The sequence below is a fragment of the Burkholderia sp. KCJ3K979 genome, from assembly GCF_016759955.1.
GTDB classification, from domain to species: domain Bacteria; phylum Pseudomonadota; class Gammaproteobacteria; order Burkholderiales; family Burkholderiaceae; genus Burkholderia; species Burkholderia orbicola.
In genome coordinates this window covers 23,248-43,622 of the sequence record NZ_JACFYV010000020.1, presented here as the reverse complement: position 1 = coordinate 43,622, position 20,375 = coordinate 23,248, and the positions used below count along the sequence as shown (strand labels likewise).

Genomic DNA, 20,375 nt, shown 5'->3' with positions numbered 1-20,375 from the left:
GCGCGTGCATTTTTTCCTCAATTTTTTCGATCCGCGGCCGTTATACCGGGAGTCACGCAACCCGGCGGCCGCAGCGCGGCCGGCTCATCAGGATCGCGCATGTCCAACTCACTCATGAACCTCGGTGTCAGCGGCCTGAATGCCGCGCTCTGGGGCCTCACGACGACCGGCCAGAACATCAGCAACGCCGCGACGCCCGGCTATTCGGTCGAGCGCCCCGTCTATGCCGAGGCAAGCGGGCAGTACACCAGCAGCGGCTACATGCCCCAGGGCGTGAATACCGTCACCGTGCAGCGGCAGTACAGCCAGTACCTGAGCGACCAGCTGAACGGCGCGCAGACGCAGGGCGGCGCGCTGTCGACGTGGTACTCGCTCGTCACGCAGCTGAACAACTACATCGGCAGCCCGACGGCCGGCATCTCGACCGCGATCACGAGCTACTTCACCGGGATGCAGAACGTCGCGAACAGCGCGTCCGACTCGTCGGTGCGGCAGACCGCGATGAGCAATGCGCAGACGCTCGCGAACCAGATCACGGCGGCCGGCCAGCAGTACGACGCGCTGCGCCAGAGCGTGAACACGCAGCTCACCAGCACCGTCACGCAGATCAACGCGTACACCGCGCAGATCGCGCAACTGAACCAGCAGATCGCGGCGGCGAGCAGCCAGGGCCAGCCGCCGAACCAGCTGATGGACCAGCGCGACCTCGCAGTGTCGAACCTGTCGAATCTCGCGGGCGTGCAGGTGGTGCGCAACAGCGACGGCTACAGCGTGTTCATGTCGGGCGGCACGCCGCTCGTCGTCGCGGACAAGAGCTATCAGCTCGCGACCGTCACGTCGCCGTCCGATCCGAGCGAGCTGACCGTCGTGTCGCAGGGCATCGCCGGCGCGAACCCGCAGGGGCCGAACCAGTTCCTGTCCGACGCGTCGCTGTCGGGCGGCACGCTGGGCGGCCTGCTCGCGTTCCGCAGCCAGACGCTCGATCCGGCCGAAGCGCAGCTCGGCGCGATCGCGACCAGCTTCGCCGCGCAGGTCAACGCGCAGAACGCGCTCGGCATCGACCTGTCGGGCAAGGTCGGCGGCAACCTGTTTTCGACCGGCGCGCCGATCACCTACGCGAACCAGGGCAATACCGGCAACGCGGCGCTGTCCGTGTCGTTCGCGAACGCCGCGCAGCCGACCACCAGCGACTACACGCTGGCATACGACGGCACGAACTACACGCTGACCGACCGTGCGACCGGCACGGTGGTCGGTACGTCGACGTCGATGCCGGCCTCGATCGGCGGCCTGAACTTCTCGTTCTCGTCCGGCTCGATGAGCGCCGGCGACAAGTTCACCGTGCAGCCGACGCGCGGCGCGCTGAACGGCTTCGGCCTCACGACGTCGAACGGCTCCGCGATCGCGGCGGCCGCGCCGTACGTGCCGTCGGCCACGACGACCAACACCGGCAACGGCACGATCGGCGGGCTGTCGGTCACGAGCGCGACGGCCGCGGCCAACGCGCACAACTACACGATCACGATGGGCGGCACCACGGCCGCGCCGACCTACACGGTCACCGACAACACGGCCGTGCCGCCGACGACCAGCGCCGCGCAGCCGTACCAGTCCGGCTCGCCGATCACGCTGACGGCGGGCGTCACGGTCACGGTGTCGGGCACGCCGGCGGTGGGCGACACGTTCAAGGTCGCGCCGAACACGGGTGGCACGAACGACGGCAGCAACGCGCTCGCGCTGTCGAAGCTCGTCAACTCGAAGTCATTCGGCAACGGCTCGGCCACGCTGACGGGTGCGTACGCGAACTACGTGAACGGCATCGGCAACACGGCGAGCCAGCTGAAGTCGTCGAGCGCCGCGCAGACCGCGCTGGTCGGCCAGATCACGCAGGCGCAGCAGTCGGTGTCGGGCGTGAACCAGAACGAGGAAGCGGCCAACCTGATGCAGTACCAGCAGCTCTACCAGGCGAACGCGAAGGTGATCCAGACGGCGTCGACGCTGTTCCAGACCGTGCTCGGCCTGTTCAACTGATTTCGGGGTAAGCGATGCGGATTTCCACTGCGCAGTTCTACCAGATGAACGTCGCCCAGATGAGCGACCAGCAGGCGCAGCTCTCGCAGCTGTACCAGCAGATCTCGAGCGGCGTGAGCCTCGCGACGCCGGCCGACAACCCGCTCGGCGCGGCGCAGGCCGTGCAGCTGTCGATGACGTCGGCGACGCTGTCGCAGTACGCGTCGAACCAGAACGCTGCGCTGTCGTCGCTGCAGAAGGAAGACCAGACGCTCATCAGCGTCAACAACCTGCTCAACAGCATTCACACGGTCGTGATCCAGGCCGGCGACGGTTCGCTGTCGGACAGCGATCGTTCGGCGTTGTCGACGCAGCTGCAGGGTTATCGCGACCAGTTGCTGACGCTCGCGAATTCGACGGACGGCTCGGGCAACTACCTGTTCGCGGGCTTCCAGTCGGCCACCGCGCCGTTCTCGAACGCGCCGGGCGGCGGCGTGACCTACAGCGGCGACACCGGCTCGCGCCAGGTGCAGATCGCCGACACGCGCTCGATCGCGCAGGGCGACAACGGCGCGAACGTGTTCCTGTCGGTGCCGATGCTCGGCAGCCAGCCGGTGCCGCTCGCCGGCGCGAGCAACACCGGCACGGGCACGATCGGCGGCGTGACGATCACGAGCCCGTCGGCCGCGTCCAACGCGCACCAGTTCACGATCGCGTTCGGCGGCACGGCCGCCGCGCCGACCTACACGGTGACCGACAACACCGTCGTGCCGCCGACCACGACGACCGCGCAACCGTATTCGGACGGCGCCGGGATCGCGCTCGGCAACGGCCTGTCGGTGCCCGTGTCGGGCAAGCCGGCGCCGGGCGACACGTTCACGGTCACGCCCGCGCCGCAGGCCGGCACCGACGTGTTCGCGGCGCTCGACACGATGATCGCCGCGCTGAAGGTGCCGATCAGCAGCAACACGAGCGCGGCGACCGCGCTCGCGAACGCGATGACCACCGGCACGACCAAGCTGAACAACATGATGACGAACGTCCTCACGGTGCAGGCGTCGGTCGGCGGCCGCGAGCAGGAAATCAAGGCGATGCAGGCCGTGAACCAGACCAACACGCTGCAGGTCAGCAGCGACCTGGCCGACCTGACGAGCACCAACATGGTCGCGACGATCAGCCAGTTCCTGCAGATGCAGAACGCGCTGACGGGTTCGCAGAAGGCTTACGCGCAATTGCAGAACCTGTCGCTGTTCCAGTACATCAATCCGTGATGCACGACGCGCCGACGGCGAGGTGAGCGCACGCTTACTTCGCTGTCGGCGCCCGCCGCCGCCCGTGCATCGTGTGCGGACGGACGCTTCACCGGGCCGCGCGGTCGCGCACCGGTTCTCTCATGCGGGCTGCCGCGTCCTCGTTTGGCCGGCCGCGCATACCGGCTCGCTTGCCAGCCCCCATTCCGCTCCGTAAACTCGCGCCAGATTCCGGACCGGCGCATCCCTGGCAGCCGGCGACCGACGACCGACAGGAGCGCTTTCCCCATGTCCGATTCCTACTTCCCGCGCTGGCGGGTCCAGCCGACCGGCGCGGCCTCGCGCGTGGTCGGCCCCGACGAGCGCCTCGCGTGGCCGCAGATGATCGCGATGGGTGTGCAGCACGTCGTCGCGATGTTCGGTTCGACCGTGCTCGCGCCGCTGCTGATGGGCTTCGACCCGAACCTGTGCATTTTCATGTCGGGCATCGGCACGCTGCTGTTCTTCGTGCTGGTCGGCGGCCGCGTGCCGAGCTACCTCGGCTCGAGCTTCGCGTTCATCGGCCTGGTGATCGCGGTGACGGGCTATGGCGGCAGCGGCCCGAACCCGAACATTCCGGTCGCGCTCGGCGGGATCGTCGCGTGCGGCGTCGTGTACGTCGCGCTCGGCGCGCTGGTGCAGGCGATCGGCACGCGCTGGATCGAGACGCTGATGCCGCCCGTCGTGACCGGCGCGGTGGTCGCGGTGATCGGGCTGAACCTCGCGCCGATCGCGGTCAAGGGCGTGTCGGGCTCGACCTTCGAATCGGTGATGGCGCTCGTCACGGTGCTGTGCGTCGGCGGTGTCGCGGTGTTCGCGCGCGGAATGATGCAGCGCCTCTTGATCCTCGTCGGGCTCGTGATCGCGTACGTGATCTACGCGATCGCGACCAACGGAATGGGCCTCGGCAAGCCAATCGATTTCGCGATCGTCGCGCAGGCCGCGTGGTTCGGCGTGCCGAGCTTCCGCGCGCCGGTGTTCGATCCGCACGCGATGCTGATGCTCGCGCCGATCGCGGTGATCCTGGTCGCGGAGAACCTCGGCCACATCAAGGCCGTCAGCGCGATGACGGGCACCAACCTCGACCGCTACGTCGGCCGCGCGTTCATCGGCGACGGGCTCGCGACGATCGTCTCGGGCAGCGTCGGCGGCACGGGCGTGACCACCTACGCGGAGAACATCGGCGTGATGGCCGTCACGCGGATCTATTCGACGCTGGTGTTCGCGCTCGCCGCGCTGATCGCGATCGGGCTGGGCTTCTCGCCGAAGTTCGGCGCGGTGATCCAGACGATTCCGGGCCCGGTGCTCGGCGGCGTGTCGATCGTGGTGTTCGGGCTGATCGCGGTGACGGGCGCGCGGATCTGGGTCGTCAACAAGGTCGACTTCTCCGACAACCGCAACCTGATCGTTGCGGCCGTCACGCTGGTGCTCGGCGCCGGCGACTTCTCGCTGAAGATCGGCGGCTTCGGGCTCGGCGGGATCGGCACCGCGACGTTCGGCGCGATCATCCTGTACGCGATCCTGCGCAAGGAAAAGGAACCGGGCCCGGTGGTCTGATTCGGGAGCGGGCGGTGCAATGCCGCCCGCGGGCGCGCCTTCATGCGCCGGTATTCGACTGCCCCTGCAGCCACGCGCAGAACTGCGCGACGAGCGGATCGTCGGCCGGCGCGCCCGGCGCGATCCACCAGTAGCTGCGCGTCGCGATGCGCGGCCCGTCGAGCGGCATCACCAGGCGCCCGCTCGCGAGCTCGTCGTCGATCAGCGGCAGCGGGCCGAGCGCGACGCCGAGCCCGTCGACGGCCGCCTGCAGCGCCAGGTAGAAGTGATCGAACGACTGCCGCTTGCGCCCCTTCATCGTCACGCCGGCCGCCGCGAACCAGTCGCGCCAGCCTTCCGGCCGCGTATCCGAATGCAGCAGCACGTGCCGCGCGAGATCGTCCGCGCGCGTGATCGGCGCCCGCTTGAGCAGCGCCGGGCTGCACACCGGAATCACGCTTTCGTCGAGGAAGTGGCCGCTCGTGCAGTTCGGCCAGTGGCCGGGGCCGCGGCGGATCGCGACGTCGAAGCCGTTCAGCGTGTCGAGCGGCGCGTTCGACGTCGACAGCTTCAGCTCGACGTTCGGCACGTCGCGCTGGAACCGCGACAGGCGCGGCAGCAGCCATTTCATCGCGAAGGTCGGCAGCGCGTTGATGCGCAGCACGCGCGCCGCGCCGGTGTTGCGCAACTGCTCGGTGGCGAGCGCGATGCTGTCGAAGGCCGCGCGCACGGTGTCCAGGTAGCGGCGGCCTTCGTCGGTGAGCTTCACGCGCTTGCCGTAGCGGTGAAACACCGGCTTGCCGAGCCACGCCTCGAACCCGGCGATCTGCCGGCTGATGGCACCGTGAGTCACATGCAGCTCGTCGCCGGCGGCGCTGAAGCTTTCATGTCGTGCCGCGGCTTCAAAGGCCCGAAGCGCGGAAAAGGGTGGGAGATCGCGTGCCATGCTTGTGATTCTAGATCACAAGGGCGCGCCGATAAAATCGTTTTGCCGGAATCCTGAACGGCGGTAACCTCGGTTCACCGTTTGATGAGGACCCCATGCAATCCGCCTTTCCGCCCGCCTCGCCGCCCGCTTCCCCGCCGCCTGGCGCGTCTCCTCGCAGCGTCGGCCTCGCCCAGCTGTTCACCGGTTTCCTGTCGCTCGGCCTGATGTCGTTCGGTGGCGCGTTGCCGTTCGCGCGGCGCACGATCGTCGACGAGCGCAAGTGGCTCTCCGCCGACGAATTCACCGATCTGCTCGGCCTGTGCCAGTTCCTGCCGGGCGGCAACGTGATCAACCTGTCGGTCGCCGTCGGCATGCGCTTTCGCGGCGTCGCCGGTGCGTTCGCCGGCATTCTCGGGCTGATTGCGGGCCCGACGCTCGTCGTCGTCGCGCTCGGCGTGCTGTACGCGAAGACGCAGAACGATCCGCGCGTGCAGCACCTGTTCGCGGGGCTTGCCGCGGCGGCGGCCGGCCTGCTCGTCGCGATGGCCGTGAAGGTCGCGAAGCCGCTGCTGCGGGCGCCGCGCACGGCGGCGGCGATCGCGGCGCTCGCGTTCGTCGCGATCGCGGTGCTGCGCATGCCGCTGTTGATCACGATGCTCGTGCTGACGCCCGTCAGCATCTGGCTCGCATCGCGCCGCCGCGATGGGAGCACGCCGCGGCCGGCGCCGGCTGCCGCGCCCGGCACGCAGGGGGCGCCCGACGCGCCCCGCTCGCAACAGGAGGGCCGGCCATGAGCGATACGCTGATCGCCATCGCGACGATCTTCAGCCAGTTGTCGCTGCTCGCGTTCGGCGGCGGCAACACGATCCTGCCGGAGATGCAGCGGCAGGTCGTCGACGTGCATCACTGGATGAGCGCGCACGAGTTCACCGCGCTGTTCGCGCTGGCCCAGGCGGCGCCCGGGCCGAACATGATGATCGTGTCGCTGGTCGGCTGGCACGTGGCCGGCTGGGCCGGGCTGCTGGTCGCGTCGCTCGCGAAGTTCGGGCCGTCGTCGATCGTCACCGTGCTCGCGCTGCATGCGTGGGAGCGCTTTCGCGATCGGCCGTGGCGCCGCTACGTGCAGCAGGGGATGATGCCGGTGACGGCCGGGCTCGTCGCGGCAAGCGCGGTGCTGATTTCCGAGGCGTCGAACCGCACCGCGATCCAGTGGGGCATCACGGCCGCGTGCGCGGTGCTGGCGTGGCGCACGCGCATCCATCCGCTGTGGCTGCTCGCGGGCGGCGCGCTGATCGGGCTCACGGGCATCGGGCAGTGAGCTGCGCACAACCGCCCTCCCGTGCGCGATACTGGCGCGACTTTTCACGGGAGGATCGATGGATCTCGACGGCGCCAGCCGCAATCTCACTGTCGCCGCGTTGCTGACGCTGTCCGGCGGCTATCTCGACGCGTACACGTACGTCGGCCACGGCCACGTGTTCGCGAACACGATGACCGGCAACGTCGCGCTGCTCGGCATCAACCTGTCGGCCGGCGAATGGGCCGCGGCGCTGCATCACGTACCGCCGCTCGGCGGCTTCGTGCTCGCGGTGTTCGTCGCGCACCTGCTCGGCCTCGCCGCGGGGCGCGGCTGGATGCGGCATACGGCGTTCGTGAGCCTGATCGTCGAAATCGCGTTTCTCGGCGTCGCCGCGAGCGGTCTCGTCGGCGCGTCGAGCGCATGGCTGATTCCGGGCATCTCGTTCGTCGCGACGCTGCAGACGCTGTCGTTCACCCATCTCGAGGAACTGTCGTACACGTCGGTGATGACGACCGGCAACCTGCGGCGTGCGGCGCAGAAGCTGTTCGTCGGGCTGATCCCGCGCTACGACGCGGGGGCGCTGCACGACTCGGCGCTGCTCGCGACGATCAGTTTCTGTTTCCTGGCCGGCGCGGTGGTCGGCGGCCTCGTGACGCGGCTCGTGCCGGACATCGCGCTGTGGGGCGCCGTGCTGCTGCTCGTCGGCGCGTTCGCGGAGATCGTGCGGCGGGCGTGGCGTCGCGCGGGGAACGGCGGCGCGGGCGGCGGGGACGGTAACGGCGACGCGGGCGCCGGCAGCGACGGGGCGGCGCAAACGGCCTGACGGCAGGCGGCAATCGGACAACCCCAAGCCGCAAGTCGCAAGCGGCAAGCGGCAAGCGGCAAGCGGCAAGCGGCAAGCCGGTCGCAACGATCGCACCGACCATTTCACCGCACCGCACCGCACCGCACCGCACCGCACCGCACCGCACCGCACCATCGCCGAACCTTACAGCGCCGCACGTGTCCGCCGGCGCCATCGCGCACCCTCCCGCCCTCGCGCGAGACAGACCCGGCGCGGGAACCGTTGTTCCCGGACGACAATCGCGCGATTGCCGCGTATTTCAATTTCTTTCAGCGTTCGCACTGGTCTTATGATTCAGCCCACATCGCGCACGCCATGAACGTGTGCGATCGCCACCCGGCTGCGCACGCGGCCGGCCATGAATGGAGACACCTACAAAAGGGAAAGCTCATGAAGCAGACCACCCGACTCGCAGTCATCGCAGGGGGCGCGGCGCTGGCCTTCGCCAGCCAGTACGCAGCAGCACAAAGCTCGGTCACGCTCTGGGGCGTCGCCGACGCCAGCATTCGTTACCTGACCAACGCCAACGCCAAGAACGACGGCCTGCTGTCGATGACCAACGGCGCGATCACGAACAGCCGCTTCGGCATCTACGGCACGGAAGACCTGGGCGGCGGCCTGAAGGCCGTGTTCAACCTCGAGAGCGGCGTGAACCTGCAGAACGGCGCGTTCGCCGACAGCGGCCGCCTGTTCAACCGCGCGGCGTACGTCGGCCTGCAGAGCCCGTACGGCACGGTGACCCTCGGCCGCCAGAAGACGCCGCTGTTCGACCTGCTGTCGGACACCTACGATCCTCTGACGGTCGGCAACTACCTCGAAAACGCGTGGCTGCCGGTCGCACTCGGCGGCGGACTGTATGCGGACAACCAGATCAAGTACACGGGCAAGTTCGATGGCCTGACGGCGAAGGCGATGTACTCGACCGGCACCAACTACGAATCGACCGGCGCCGGCGGCTTCTCGGGCCAGATTCCGGGCTCGCTCGGCAAGGGCAATGCGTGGGGCGTGTCGCTGTCGTACGTGATGGGCCCGCTCAGCATCGCGGCCGGTGCGCAGCAGAACAGCGACAACTCGGCGCGCAAGCAGACGATCTACCACGCGAACGTCGTGTACGCGTTCAGCAAGGCGAAGATCTACGCGGGCTACCTACGCTCGAAGGACGACACGGGCTTCGTCGACAGCCTGCTCGCGCAGCAGTCGATTCCGGTCGCGAAGGGCACGGGCCGCATCGACGACGGTCCGTTCGCGGGCGTGAGCTGGCAGGTCAGCGCGCCGCTGACGCTGACGGGCGCGTTCTACTACGACCACATGCGCAATGCGATGACCACGAACGGCACGCTCGCGAGCGGCAACCGCTACGCGATCGTCGGCATCGCCGAGTACGCGCTGAGCAAGCGCACCGAAATCTACGGCACCGTCGACTTCAACAAGACGAACGGCGCGGCGAACGTCGAGCTGCCCGGCCGCAGCAACCAGACGGGCATCGCGATCGGCCTGCGCAATATCTTCTGACGAACGTCGGAACGCACGCGCCGGCTTCGTCCGACACGCATCGAAGAGGCTCCGCGAGGGGCCTCTTTTTTTTCGTCATGCGAGCTTCATACGCACGCACGACTATTCGGCGGCCGCTCCATTGCGGAAGTCCCGCGCCGTAAGCGATCCGTCGGCAATCCAGAACATACTTTTACAGTCCGCGCGAGGGCTTTCCGCTACGCTGCGTGCATCGCGCGTGGCATGCCGTCCGGCGTGCGCGTGCGTCGTTCCGGTGGCGCTTCGCGAGCGCGGCCGGCCTGGTGCGTAACTTGTGTATCCGGCGATGACAAACACGGTCCGCCGGTTTCTTTCGTGGGACGATGCGCTCACGATTTTCTTGAAAGGGGATGACGATGGGTATCCTGAATGTCGTGGGTGAGATCGCCGGCGCAGTCGCCGCCGTCGAAGGCGCGGAAAAGCTGGATCCGGATGCGGGCCTCCTGACCAAGGCGGCCGCGGCCGTCGCCGGTTTCAAGGGCGCGGAGGCGATCGAAGGCATGCTCGAGAAGAAGGACGAGCAGCCGCAGCAGGCGGACGATACGCAGGCGACGGACGGCAGCGACACGTCGCAGGCATGAGCATGGCGGCCGGTCGGGCCGCGGGCGCGCCCTTCGCGTGCCCGGGCCGGCCGGTGCCGCGCAATCGGCAGGTCGGGCATGCGGTCGATCGGTGACGCATGGCACAACCGCCAGCCGGTTTGACCGGCGAGAGGCCTCGTCTCTCGCCGTTTTTTATTGAGCGCGCGGCACGCACCACGCGCCGCACGAATTCCCGAATCTTGCTATCGTCCCTCCATCCGAACTGCGATGAGGGAATGCGATGGATTTCGACTACGACCTGTTCGTCATCGGCGCCGGCTCGGGCGGCGTGCGGCTCGCGCGCATGTCCGCGTCATACGGCGCACGCGTCGGCATAGCGGAAGAGGAGCAGATCGGCGGCACCTGCGTGCTGCGCGGCTGCATCCCGAAGAAGCTGCTCGTCTACGCGTCGCACTACCCGCACGAAGTCGACGACGCGAAGGGCTTCGGCTGGACCTTCGGCGCCGGCACGCTCGACTGGTCCGCGCTGATCGCCGCGAAGGATCGCGAGATCAACCGGCTGAGCGACATCTACATCAACCTGCTGCGGCAATCGAGCGTCGACATGCACGCCGGCCGCGCGACGCTCGTCGATGCGCATACCGTCGCGATCGGCGAGCGTACGATCCGCGCGCGCCACATCGCGATCGCGACCGGCTCGCGGCCGTCGCTGCCGCCGCGGCCCGGCATCGAGCATGCGATCACGTCGCGCGAGGCGTTGTCGCTCGCGGCGCTGCCCAAACGCATCGCGGTGGTCGGCGGCGGCTATATCGCGGTCGAGTTCGCGGGCATCTTCAACGGTTTCGGCAGCCACGTCGAGCTGTTCTATCGCGGCGAACAAATCCTGCGCGGCTTCGACGACGACGTGCGTCAATTCCTGACCGACGAGATGACGAAGCAGGGCGTCACGATTCATGCGCGCGCGGTGATCGAATCGATCGAGCGCGCAGATGACGGCACGCTGTTCGTGCAGGTCGGCGACGCGCGGCACGGGCCGTACGATCAGGTGCTCTATGCGACCGGCCGCGTGCCGAATGTCGACGGGATCGGGCTCGAGCAGGCGGGCATCCTGCTCGATGCGCGCGGCGCGATTGCCGTCGATGCATATTCGGCGACGTCGGTGCCGTCGATTCACGCGATCGGCGACGTCACGTCGCGGCCGCAGCTCACGCCGGTCGCGACGCGCGACGCCGGGCTGCTCGCGCGCACGCTGTTCGGCGGGTCGCGCGTGGCGGTCGACCACGCGTACGTGCCGTCGGCCGTGTTCAGCCAGCCGGAGGTCGCGACGGTCGGCCTGACCGAAGCCGATGCGCGTCGTACGCTGGGCGACGTCGACATCTACCGCACGTCGTTCAAGGCGCTGCGCCACACGCTGTCGGGCCGCGACGAGCGCACGCTGATGAAGCTCGTCGTCGTGCGCGACAGCCAGCGCGTGGTCGGCGCGCACATGGTCGGCCGCGAGGCGGGCGAGATCATCCAGGGCATCGCGATCGCGATTCGCGCGGGCGCGACGAAGGCGCAGTTCGACGACACGATCGGCATTCATCCGACCGCGGCCGAGGAATTCGTGACGATGCGGCAGAAGGTGGCCGATTAGCAGGAACCGGGAAACCACGCGCGCGTTTGCGCCGATGCACGCGCGCGTGCGGCCGGTATGCCGAACGGCGTATTTTCGAGATATCGATCGTTCGGATCGAAGAGGCGGATTAACGTGTGTCGGTATCGCCGGATCGATCGTTAATCCGCCGATATCGACACGGACGACTGGCGGGTATCGATCGCGTGTCGCGCGAGCCCATGCCTGCAAGGCTTTACGCGTGAATGGATCGCCTATTCGATATAAGCGTGAAAATCGTCAATTATTATCAAGATAGGCCGTCTTGATAAACAGGCTTGATATGATCGCGAAAAATCATATACGGGGCCGACCATGCGCGATCAACAGCGCAGTAATCAGAATAACGGAATCATCCGTGCGCGCGATGCAGGCGCGTATCGCATTACCCATCCGCTTTTCGCCGTGACGCATCCGTTGCGCGCGTTCCTCCATGACTTGCCGCGATCGCCGAATCGGCGATGAACGCGTGCGCGTGCCCCGCGCAGTGCCCTCTTTTCCAGCAAGGAGACCCGCAGTGAACATTCAGACACGACGCACCGTCCTCGTGGCGGCAGCGGTCGTCGCGGCGCTGTCCGGCTGCGCGACCGAATCGTCGCGCACGCTCGACGTGCCGGCCGTCAGCAGCGCGCAGAAGCCGTACGCGGGCAAGCCCGTCGCGATCGCCGTCGGCAAGTTCGACAACCGCTCGAGCTACATGCGCGGCATCTTCTCCGACGGCATCGACCGCCTCGGCGGACAGGCGAAGACGATCCTCGTCACGCGCCTGCAGCAGAGCCGCCGCTTCAACGTGCTCGATCGCGAGAACCTCGACGAGATCAGGCAGGAAGCGGGCTTCATGAAGAAGGCGCAGGCCGTGAAGGGCGCGAACTACGTGGTGACCGGCGACGTGACCGAGTTCGGCCGCAAGGACGTCGGCGATCATCAGCTGTTCGGCATTCTCGGCCGCGGCAAGACGCAGGTCGCGTACGCGAAGGTCAACCTGAACATCGTCGACACGACGACGTCGGAAGTCATCGCATCGAGCCAGGGCGCGGGCGAGTTCAGCCTGTCGAACCGCGAGGTGATCGGCTTCGGCGGCACGGCCGGCTACGACTCGACGCTCAACGGCAAGGTGCTGGACCTCGCGATCCAGGAAGCCGTGAACCATCTCGTCGACCAGGTCGACGCCGGCGTGCTGAAGGCCGCGCAATAAGTGCCGCGCGCGATACGGCGCGCACGAATCATTTCACCAACCAGAAGAGACAAGACCATGAAACGGGGAATCTGGCTGCCGGCGACGGCGGCCGCCTTGCTGCTCGCGGGCTGCGCGGCGCCGACCACGCCGCCGCTGTATCAGTGGACCGGCTATCAGCCGCAGGTGTACGAATACTTCAAGGGGCAGCAGGCGCCGCAGCAGCAGATCGACGCGCTCGAAAAAGCGCTGCAGGAGATCCGCGCGAAGGGCCATACGCCGCCGCCGGGTTTCCATGCGCATCTCGGGATGCTGTATGCGAGCGTCGGCAACGAGCAGCAGGCCGAGCAGGAACTGCAGGCCGAGAAGCAACTGTTCCCGGAATCCGCCGCGTATATGGATTTCCTGATGAAGAAGAAGGCCGGTGCATCGAAAGCCGCGAATGCGGCGGCCGCGGGCCAGACCGTTGCCGGTCAGAAGAACGCCGATTCGAATCCTGCCAAACAGTGACACGCCCGCCATGTTCAAGACACTTTCATTCAAGCTGCTGTTTGCGCTGTCGATCGCCGCGCTGCTGAGCGCGTGCGCGCAGCCGGTGCAACGTCCCGACTACACGGCGTTCAAGAAGAGCCAGCCGCGCTCGATCCTCGTGCTGCCGCCGGTCAACGAAACCACCGACGTCGGCGCGACTTACGGCGTGCTGTCGCAAATGACGCTGCCGCTCGCCGAGTCGGGCTACTACGTGGTGCCCGTCGCGGTGATGGACGAGACGTTCAAGCAGAACGGCCTGACGAACGCGACCGACATCCAGGCTACGTCGCCGGCGAAGCTGCGCGAGATCTTCGGCGCGGACGCTGCGCTGTATTCGAAGATCACGCAGTACGGCTCCGTCTACCAGCTGGTCGACAGCACGACGATCGTTTCCGCGTCGGCGAAGCTCGTCGACCTGAAGAACGGCGACGTGCTGTGGCAGGGCGAGGGCCGCGCGACCGGCAAGGAAGTCGGCAACAATATGAGCGTCAATGCGTTCGGCATCGTCGGGGCGCTCGTGCAGGCGGCCGTCAAGCAGGTCGCGCATTCGCTGACCGACGAAGCGCATGACGTGGCCGGGCTGACGAGCAGCCGGCTGTTGTCGGCCGGCCCGCCGAACGGGCTGCTGTACGGGCCGCGTTCGCCGAAGTACGGTACCGACTGACGCGCGGCGGCGCCACGCCAATCCTGCTGCCGGACCGAACGGCCGCTCGATACGAGCGGCCGTTCTGCTTCTGCGCGGCGATGCCGCGCGGCGCTCAATGCACGCCGAACGCATCCAGCAGCCGGTACCAGCTCATCGCGAGCACCAGCGCCGGCGTGCGCAGCGCCTCGCCGCCGGGGAAGTCGCGATGCCGGATCTTGTCGAACAGGTCGAAGCGGCTCGCCTGGCCGTCGATCGCCTCGGCGATCAGCTTGCCCGCGAGCGCGGTCGTGTTCACGCCGTGCCCCGAAAACCCCTGCGCGAAGTACGTGGTCGGCGTGATGCGGCCGAAATGCGGCGCACGGTTCATCGTGATGTCGACGAAACCGCCCCACGCATAGTCGACCTTCACGTCCGCGAGCTGCGGGAACGTCTTCAGCATGTCGGCGCGCATCGCCGCCGCGAGATCGCGCGGCTCGCGCGTCGAATAGCTGACCTTGCCGCCCCACACGAGCCGCGTGTCGGGCGCCGGCCGGAAATAGTCGAGCACGAAGCGGCTGTCGCAGATCGCCGCGCGGGCGGGCATCAGCGCGGCGGCGCGCGCTTCGCCGAGCGGCTCGGTCGCGATCACGTAGGTGCCGACCGGCATGATCTTCCTCGACAGCGCGGGCGCGAGCGTGCCGACGTAGGTGTTGCAGGCGAGCACGACGAAGCGCGCGCGCACGTTGCCGCCGCTCGTCTCGACGACGTGGCCGCCCGCCACGTCGCGCACGCGCGTCACGCAGCTGTCCTCGTGAATGCGCACACCCGTGTCGGTCGCCGCCCGCGCGAGGCCGAGTGTGTAATTGAGCGGATGAAGGTGGCCGCTGTCGGGGTCGTACAGGCCGCCGCAATAGCGCGCCGACTGCACGTAGTCGCCGAGTTCGTCGGCTTCGACGAAGTGGAAGCGGTCGTATCCGAAGCGCTTCGCGGCTTCGTCGCGCCAGCGTTTCAGCGCATCGGCGTCGCGCCCGGTGTTGGCCGCGGTCAGGTAGCCGGGCACCAGCGCGCAGTCGATGGCGTGTCGAGCGATGCGCGACTTCACGAGCGACAGCGTTTCGAGCCCCATGTCCCAGATCCGCTTCACGTCGCCTTCCGGCATGAACTGCGCGAACGTGTCGATGTCGCACGCGAAGCCGCCGATCAACTGGCCGCCGTTGCGGCCGCTCGCCGCCCATCCGACCCGCGACGCTTCGAGCACGGTCACCGAATGGCCGCGCTCGGCGAGGTTGAGCGCGGCGGACAGGCCCGTGAGGCCCGCGCCGATCACGCACACGTCGGCGTCGGTCGTGCCGGCGAGCGGCGCGTGGCGGGTCGTGTCGTTGGCGGTCGCCGCGTAGTACGACGCGACGTGCGGCTGGTTGGCGAATGTCTGCATGATCAGGAAAGCGGAGTGAAAGGGCTCAGAACAGCTCGCGCACGCGGTGGTACAGCATCCCGAGTTCGAGCGCGGGTTGCCGCCATGCATCGCCGCCGGGAAAGCGCCGGTGACGCAGGCGGGCGAACAGGTCGAACGCGCGCGTGTCGCCCGCGATCGCGCCGGCGACCGCGCGTCCGGCGATGCCGGTGAGCGCGACGCCGTGGCCGCTGAAGCCCTGGACGTAGAAGAAGTTCGGATCGATCGCGCCGAAATCCGGCGCGCGGTTGCGCGTGACGTCGACGAAGCCGCCCCACGCGTGGTCGACGCGCACGTCGCCGAGCTGCGGGAACACGCCGACCATGCGCTGCCGGATCGCTTCGGCGAGCGCCGCGGGCGACGCGCCGGCCGAATTCGCACGGCCGCCGAACAGCATCCGGTGGTCGGCCGACAGCCGGAAGTAGTCGAGGAAGAAGTTGTTGTCGCACACGGCTTCGCGTCGGGCGATCAGCGCGTCGGCGCGCGCGCGGCCGAGCGGCTCGGTCGCGATGATGTAGGACGCGATCGGCGCGATGCGCGCGGCGGTCGCGGCCGGCAGCACGCCACCGGGGCCCGCGTTGCAGCACGCCACGACGAAGCGGCAGCGTACTTCGCCGGATGGCGTGCGCACGACCGGCCGGGCGCCGCGCACGACGTCGAGCGCCGGCGTGTGTGCGTACAGCGCGACGCCTTCGCGGCGTGCGGCATCGGCAAGGCCGAGGCAGTACTTGAGCGGATGCAGGTGGCCCGACAGCGGATCGTGCACGCCGGCCAGATAGCGCGTCGATGCAATGCGCGCCTGGATCTCGCCGGTATCGAGCCACGCGAGCGACGGATGGCCCCAGCGCGACGTCGCGGCGTTCATCCACGCACGCAGGTCGTCGATGCGGCGCGGCTTCGTCGCGACCGTCAGGTAGCCGCGCGTGAAGTCGCAGTCGATCCCGTAGCGCGCGATGCGCTCGGCGATCAGCGCGACGCCGTCGAGCGACAGCGACCACGCGGCGCGCGCGCCATCGGCGCCGAGCTGCTGCTCGATCACCTCGTCTTTCGCGAAACCGGTGATCGCCTGGCCGCCGTTGCGGCCCGACGCGCCCCAGCCGGGCCGCTGCGCATCGATCACGGCGACGGACAGCCCGCGCGCGCGGCAGTCGAGCGCCGTCGACAGGCCCGCGAAACCGGCGCCGATCACGCAGACGTCGACGTCGATCGCATCCTCGAGGACCGGATCGTCGGCCAACGGCCGCGTGGCCGTTGCTTCGTAGTACGAGTCGCGCGCGAGCGCGTCGGCGCGGCGGGTGAAAGACTGCGTCATGAAACCGACTCCCTCGACAAGGCTGCACAGTGCGCGCAGCCACCCTGAAAACGGCGCGGGACGCCGTGCGTGCGGCACGGCGCCCCGCGCGTGCCGCATCAGAACGAATAGATGAACTGCGTCGCGAGCAGGTCGTTGGACTTGCCGTACGACCCGTCGTTGCGCAGGAACACCTTGTTGTTCGCCCAGTCGTGCCGGTATTCGACCTTCACGGTGATCTGCTGGGTCGGATAGAACAGCAGGTCGAGCGCGACGTCCTGGCGCACCGCGCCCTTGCACTCGAAGCCCAGGCCGCCGCCGGCCTTCGACTGCGCCAGGCAGTCCGCGTCGACGCCGAAGCCGTTGCTCGGGTCCATCCCGTTGCCGTTCAGCGCGATGCCGCCGCCGCCGCCGCCGTTCTTCGAGTTCGCGAGCAGGTCGTAGCGCAGCGTCACGCCCATGCGGCCGACTACCGGCGCGTTGAACTTGCGGTGCGCGAGCAGCGACAGCCCGTACCACTGCGCGAGCCCGCCGTTGAACGCCGCATGCTGCTGGCGGCCGTAGTCGACTTCGGCGTTGTACTGAATGTCGGCGAGCGTGTAGGTCGCGTCGAGTTCGCCGAAGAAGAACGAGCCGTACGCGCTTGGCGCCGCGCCGCCCGGACCATAGTTAGTGCCAATTTGCTGACCAGTCGTTGGATCTGTTACAGCAGCAGACGACAGCGTTTGCCGCCCGATGTTGAACGACCCACCGAGATCGAGCGCGCTCGACCACGTGTAGTCGGCGCGCGCGGTGAAGGTCGGCACCTTGTTGCTGGTGGTGATCGGGTCGCCGAGCGCATTGGTGCCCGTCTGCGTGACCGAACCGTAGGTGCGGTACTGCTCGTTGCCGAGGAAGAACTTCCACGCCCAGGCGCCCTTCGTGTAGTTCGCGCCGATACCGACGTAGCTGCCCGGATCGGAGAAATCGTACAGCAGGTTGTGCGTGAGCGTGAGCATCTGGTTCGACTGCTGCACTTCGTAGCCGCCGAAGCTCGGGATCAGGCCGGCGACCAGCGTCGTTTCCGCGGTGATCGGCACGTTGATCACTGCCGTGTTCAGCAGGTTGTCGGTGATCGAGCCGCGCGAGTTCTGCAGCAGCGTGATGCCGTTGCCGCGGTTCGGCATCAACGTGATCTCGGCCGACGGCGCCATCGGGCCGACGCCGAAGGTCTTCTTGATGTCGAGGTAGAGATCGCCGAACGTGCTGTTGAAGTAGTTGTACGCGTTCTCGTGGTTCGCGAACAGGAACGACGACGTACCGGCCGCGCGGTTGTAGATGTAGGTCGGATCGATGTAGCCGGTCACCGACAGGCCGGCGAGCGGGCCGGTGTTGGCCGCGTCGGTCAGCGAGTCGACCTTCAGCTGCTGGTTCGCGATCTGCTGCTTCATTTCGCTGACCTCGTCGTTGGTCAGCGTCGCGCGTGCGCGGCCGTAATCCGGCGAACCCGGGTCGGCGGCGACCGCGACGGCGTTGTCGCCGCCGGCCGCACCGCCGTTCACGCCGGACGCCGCGACGACACCCGCGCCGCCCGGCTTCGCGGCGAGCTGCGCCTGCATCGCCTTCATCTGTTTCTGCAGCGCCGCGACCTGCGCCTGCAGCGCCTTGATTTCGGCGGATGTCGAACCGGCCAGCGCGATGCCCGGCAACGCGCCGGCCACCAGCAGGCAGATCAGTTTCTTCTTCATTGCGGATTCTCCTAGTCGTGCGCCTGTCAAATCGGGATCGAATCGCGCGTCCCCCCCTGGGGCAGCGCGCCTTGCTTGTCTGCAGTGCTTGTTATCCTCGAAGCGGGAGACGAGCGGTCAAGCCGCCGCGAACGCGGCCTTCAAGTCGGCCATCCGGCGACGCTCGCGCGCGATCATCATCCGGTTCACGACGATCACGCCGATCGTCACGGCCGTGATGAACAGCGTCGCCAGTGCATTCATCTCCGGGTTCAGCCCCAGCCGCACGCGCGAGAACACCACCAGCGGCAGCGTCGTCGACCCCGGCCCGGACAGGAACGCCGACAGCACCAGATCGTCGATCGACAGCGTGAACGACAGCAGCCACCCCGACAGCAGCGCCTGCGAGATCAGCGGCAGCGTGACCACGAAGAACACCTTCAGCGGCGTGGCGCCGAGGTCGAGCGCGGCTTCCTCGAGCGACTTGTTCATCTCCTTCACGCGCGACTGCACGATGATCGCCACGTACGACACGCACAGCATCACGTGGCCGATCCAGATCGTCAGCATCCCGCGGCCCTTCGGCCAGCCGAACATCTGCTCGAGCGCGACGAACAGCAAGAGCAGCGAGATCCCCTGGATCACCTCGGGAATCACCAGCGGCGCGTTGATCATCCCCGTGTACAGCGTGAAGCCCTTGAAGCGGCCGAAGCGCGCGAGCACGAAGCCGGCCCACGTGCCGATCACGACCGACGCGGTGGCCGTCAGCAGGCCGATCTTCAGCGACAGCCACGCGGCCGTCAGCAGCTCGTCGTCGTCCAGCAGCGCCGCGTACCACTTCAGCGAGAAGCCGGACCACACCGTGACCAGCTTCGACTCGTTGAACGAGTACACGACGAGGCTGATGATCGGGATGTACAGGAACAGGAAGCCGAAGGCGAGAACGCCCGTCGACAGCGGTTTGCTCGGCTTGATCATTTCGCGTCTCCCAGTTCCTTGACCTGGTAGTACTGGAACAGCGCCATCGGCACGAGCAACAGCAGCACCATCGCGACCGTCACCGCGGACGCCATCGGCCAGTCCATGTTGTTGAAGAATTCATCCCACATCACGCGGCCGATCATCAGCGTGTCGGCGCCGCCGAGCAGCTCCGGGATCACGTACTCGCCCACCGCCGGGATGAACACCAGCAGGCTGCCGGCGATGATCCCGTTCTTCGACAGCGGCAGCGTGATGCGCGTGAACGCGACCCACGGCTTCGCGCCGAGGTCGTACGCGGCTTCGAGCAGCGTCAGGTCCATCTTCACGAGGTGCGCATAGAGCGGCATCACCATGAACGGCAGGTACGAATAGACCATGCCGATATAGACGCCCGCATCGCTGTGGTAGAGCCGCAGCGGCGTGTGGATGATGCCGAGCGCGATCAGCGTGTGGTTCAGCAGGCCGTCGTCCTTCAGGATGCCGATCCATGCGTACACGCGGATCAGGAACGACGTCCAGAACGGCAGCATCACGGCCATCATCAGCACGTTGCGGCGGTTCGGCTCCGAGCGCGCGATGTAGTACGCCATCGGATAGCCGATCAGCAAACACAGCACCGTCGACACGGCGGCCATCTTCAGCGAGCTGAGATAGGTCGCGATGTACAGGTCGTCCTGCAGCAGGAACGCGTAGTGCGACATCTGCAGCGCGAAGTGCACGACGCCGTCCTTGATCTCGACGAGCGACGTGTACGGCGGGATGCCCATCACCTGGTCGGCGAAGCTGATCTTCAGCACCAGCACGAACGGCAGCGCGAAGAACACGGCCAGCCACAGGAACGGCACGCCGATCGCGACGCCGCGGCCCGACGGCAGGAAGCGCGACAGCGCGGCGAAGCGGCCGCGGCGGGCATGACCCGCGCCGGTGCGCGCGGCGCCGGCCGACACCGGCGCGGAAGGAGTGGAAGCGGAGGTTCTCATC

At 67.8% G+C, this 20,375-nt stretch carries 18 protein-coding genes; 12 read left to right on the top strand and 6 right to left on the bottom strand.

The features are described 5' to 3' along the window. Positions 1 to 99 precede the first annotated feature (99 nt). The 3 genes from flgK to H3O04_RS07585 all read left to right on the top strand — a co-directional run bounded on the left by flgK (position 100) and on the right by H3O04_RS07585 (position 4,856). Positions 100 to 2,031: a flagellar hook-associated protein FlgK gene (gene flgK / locus H3O04_RS07595; protein ID WP_202587445.1), complete on the top strand. Its 1,932-nt coding sequence runs from the start codon at positions 100 to 102 to the stop codon at positions 2,029 to 2,031. 14 nt (positions 2,032 to 2,045) lie between these two features. After that, positions 2,046 to 3,281: a flagellar hook-associated protein FlgL gene (gene flgL / locus H3O04_RS07590; RefSeq protein WP_202587444.1), complete on the top strand. Its 1,236-nt coding sequence runs from the start codon at positions 2,046 to 2,048 to the stop codon at positions 3,279 to 3,281. Between the two features lie 267 nt (positions 3,282 to 3,548). After that, on the top strand, positions 3,549 to 4,856 hold the full coding sequence (locus H3O04_RS07585) for a solute carrier family 23 protein (protein ID WP_202587443.1): 1,308 nt from the start codon (positions 3,549 to 3,551) through the stop codon (positions 4,854 to 4,856). Positions 4,857 to 4,896: 40 nt separating this feature from the next. Here H3O04_RS07585 and H3O04_RS07580 read toward each other — a convergent pair whose 3' ends face one another. Next, a complete protein-coding gene (locus H3O04_RS07580) occupies positions 4,897 to 5,781 on the bottom strand; it encodes a transcriptional regulator GcvA (RefSeq protein WP_012329385.1) in 885 nt (294 codons plus the stop codon). Positions 5,782 to 5,876: 95 nt separating this feature from the next. Between H3O04_RS07580 and H3O04_RS07575 the strand changes: the two genes are divergently transcribed. From H3O04_RS07575 to H3O04_RS07535, 9 genes are all read left to right on the top strand, one after another. Then, positions 5,877 to 6,557, top strand: coding sequence for a chromate transporter (locus H3O04_RS07575; protein ID WP_202587442.1), 681 nt, complete (start codon positions 5,877 to 5,879; stop codon positions 6,555 to 6,557). After that, positions 6,554 to 7,081, top strand: coding sequence for a chromate transporter (locus tag H3O04_RS07570; RefSeq protein ID WP_006477572.1), 528 nt, complete (start codon positions 6,554 to 6,556; stop codon positions 7,079 to 7,081). The genes H3O04_RS07575 and H3O04_RS07570 overlap by 4 nt, the downstream gene beginning before the upstream one ends. Before the next feature lie 58 nt (positions 7,082 to 7,139). Then, complete coding sequence (locus H3O04_RS07565; protein WP_011694431.1) at positions 7,140 to 7,886, top strand: YoaK family protein; 747 nt, start codon at positions 7,140 to 7,142, stop codon at positions 7,884 to 7,886. Positions 7,887 to 8,297: 411 nt separating this feature from the next. Further along, on the top strand, positions 8,298 to 9,419 hold the full coding sequence (locus H3O04_RS07560; protein ID WP_202587441.1) for a porin: 1,122 nt from the start codon (positions 8,298 to 8,300) through the stop codon (positions 9,417 to 9,419). Positions 9,420 to 9,793: 374 nt separating this feature from the next. After that, the gene (locus tag H3O04_RS07555; RefSeq protein WP_011546403.1) at positions 9,794 to 10,018 is read left to right on the top strand and encodes a hypothetical protein; all 225 of its coding nucleotides are present in this window, start codon (positions 9,794 to 9,796) and stop codon (positions 10,016 to 10,018) included. A gap of 241 nt (positions 10,019 to 10,259) precedes the next feature. Then, positions 10,260 to 11,615, top strand: a complete 1,356-nt coding sequence (gene gor / locus H3O04_RS07550; RefSeq protein ID WP_202587440.1) for a glutathione-disulfide reductase — start codon at positions 10,260 to 10,262, stop codon at positions 11,613 to 11,615. 541 nt (positions 11,616 to 12,156) lie between these two features. Continuing rightward, positions 12,157 to 12,828 carry a CsgG/HfaB family protein gene (locus H3O04_RS07545; RefSeq protein ID WP_202587453.1) on the top strand — a complete coding sequence of 224 codons (672 nt, stop codon included), beginning with the start codon at positions 12,157 to 12,159 and terminating at the stop codon, positions 12,826 to 12,828. Between the two features lie 57 nt (positions 12,829 to 12,885). Continuing rightward, a complete protein-coding gene (locus tag H3O04_RS07540; RefSeq protein WP_041489255.1) occupies positions 12,886 to 13,317 on the top strand; it encodes a DUF4810 domain-containing protein in 432 nt (143 codons plus the stop codon). Between the two features lie 10 nt (positions 13,318 to 13,327). Further along, the gene (locus H3O04_RS07535; RefSeq protein WP_011546399.1) at positions 13,328 to 14,002 is read left to right on the top strand and encodes a DUF799 domain-containing protein; all 675 of its coding nucleotides are present in this window, start codon (positions 13,328 to 13,330) and stop codon (positions 14,000 to 14,002) included. 94 nt (positions 14,003 to 14,096) lie between these two features. Here H3O04_RS07535 and H3O04_RS07530 read toward each other — a convergent pair whose 3' ends face one another. From H3O04_RS07530 to H3O04_RS07510, 5 genes are all read right to left on the bottom strand, one after another. Then, positions 14,097 to 15,398: an NAD(P)/FAD-dependent oxidoreductase gene (locus H3O04_RS07530; protein WP_202587439.1), complete on the bottom strand. Its 1,302-nt coding sequence runs from the start codon at positions 15,396 to 15,398 to the stop codon at positions 14,097 to 14,099. Positions 15,399 to 15,423: 25 nt separating this feature from the next. Next, entirely contained in the window at positions 15,424 to 16,728 is a 1,305-nt protein-coding gene (locus tag H3O04_RS07525; RefSeq protein WP_202587438.1) for an NAD(P)/FAD-dependent oxidoreductase, read from the bottom strand. Between the two features lie 98 nt (positions 16,729 to 16,826). Then, on the bottom strand, positions 16,827 to 18,434 hold the full coding sequence (locus H3O04_RS07520; protein WP_202587437.1) for a DUF3138 family protein: 1,608 nt from the start codon (positions 18,432 to 18,434) through the stop codon (positions 16,827 to 16,829). Positions 18,435 to 18,551: 117 nt separating this feature from the next. Next, a complete protein-coding gene (locus tag H3O04_RS07515; protein ID WP_006477582.1) occupies positions 18,552 to 19,391 on the bottom strand; it encodes an ABC transporter permease subunit in 840 nt (279 codons plus the stop codon). Continuing rightward, entirely contained in the window at positions 19,388 to 20,374 is a 987-nt protein-coding gene (locus tag H3O04_RS07510; RefSeq protein WP_202587436.1) for an ABC transporter permease subunit, read from the bottom strand. Before H3O04_RS07510 ends, H3O04_RS07515 begins: the two co-directional genes overlap by 4 nt. Position 20,375: the final 1 nt, after the last annotated feature.

Excerpts from the sequence above, each read along its gene's own strand:
- H3O04_RS07560 (WP_202587441.1), top strand. The coding sequence starts at position 8,298 with ATGAAGCAGACCACCCGACTCGCAGTCATCGCAGGGGGCGCGGCGCTG.
- H3O04_RS07555 (WP_011546403.1), top strand. The coding sequence starts at position 9,794 with ATGGGTATCCTGAATGTCGTGGGTGAGATCGCCGGCGCAGTCGCCGCC.
- H3O04_RS07540 (WP_041489255.1), top strand. The coding sequence starts at position 12,886 with ATGAAACGGGGAATCTGGCTGCCGGCGACGGCGGCCGCCTTGCTGCTC.
- H3O04_RS07515 (WP_006477582.1), bottom strand. The coding sequence starts at position 19,391 with ATGATCAAGCCGAGCAAACCGCTGTCGACGGGCGTTCTCGCCTTCGGC.
- H3O04_RS07585 (WP_202587443.1), top strand. The coding sequence starts at position 3,549 with ATGTCCGATTCCTACTTCCCGCGCTGGCGGGTCCAGCCGACCGGCGCG.
- flgL (WP_202587444.1), top strand. The coding sequence starts at position 2,046 with ATGCGGATTTCCACTGCGCAGTTCTACCAGATGAACGTCGCCCAGATG.
- flgK (WP_202587445.1), top strand. The coding sequence starts at position 100 with ATGTCCAACTCACTCATGAACCTCGGTGTCAGCGGCCTGAATGCCGCG.
- H3O04_RS07520 (WP_202587437.1), bottom strand. The coding sequence starts at position 18,434 with ATGAAGAAGAAACTGATCTGCCTGCTGGTGGCCGGCGCGTTGCCGGGC.
- H3O04_RS07580 (WP_012329385.1), bottom strand. The coding sequence starts at position 5,781 with ATGGCACGCGATCTCCCACCCTTTTCCGCGCTTCGGGCCTTTGAAGCC.
- H3O04_RS07570 (WP_006477572.1), top strand. The coding sequence starts at position 6,554 with ATGAGCGATACGCTGATCGCCATCGCGACGATCTTCAGCCAGTTGTCG.
- H3O04_RS07525 (WP_202587438.1), bottom strand. The coding sequence starts at position 16,728 with ATGACGCAGTCTTTCACCCGCCGCGCCGACGCGCTCGCGCGCGACTCG.
- gor (WP_202587440.1), top strand. The coding sequence starts at position 10,260 with ATGGATTTCGACTACGACCTGTTCGTCATCGGCGCCGGCTCGGGCGGC.
- H3O04_RS07535 (WP_011546399.1), top strand. The coding sequence starts at position 13,328 with ATGTTCAAGACACTTTCATTCAAGCTGCTGTTTGCGCTGTCGATCGCC.
- H3O04_RS07565 (WP_011694431.1), top strand. The coding sequence starts at position 7,140 with ATGGATCTCGACGGCGCCAGCCGCAATCTCACTGTCGCCGCGTTGCTG.
- H3O04_RS07530 (WP_202587439.1), bottom strand. The coding sequence starts at position 15,398 with ATGCAGACATTCGCCAACCAGCCGCACGTCGCGTCGTACTACGCGGCG.
- H3O04_RS07510 (WP_202587436.1), bottom strand. The coding sequence starts at position 20,374 with ATGAGAACCTCCGCTTCCACTCCTTCCGCGCCGGTGTCGGCCGGCGCC.
- H3O04_RS07575 (WP_202587442.1), top strand. The coding sequence starts at position 5,877 with ATGCAATCCGCCTTTCCGCCCGCCTCGCCGCCCGCTTCCCCGCCGCCT.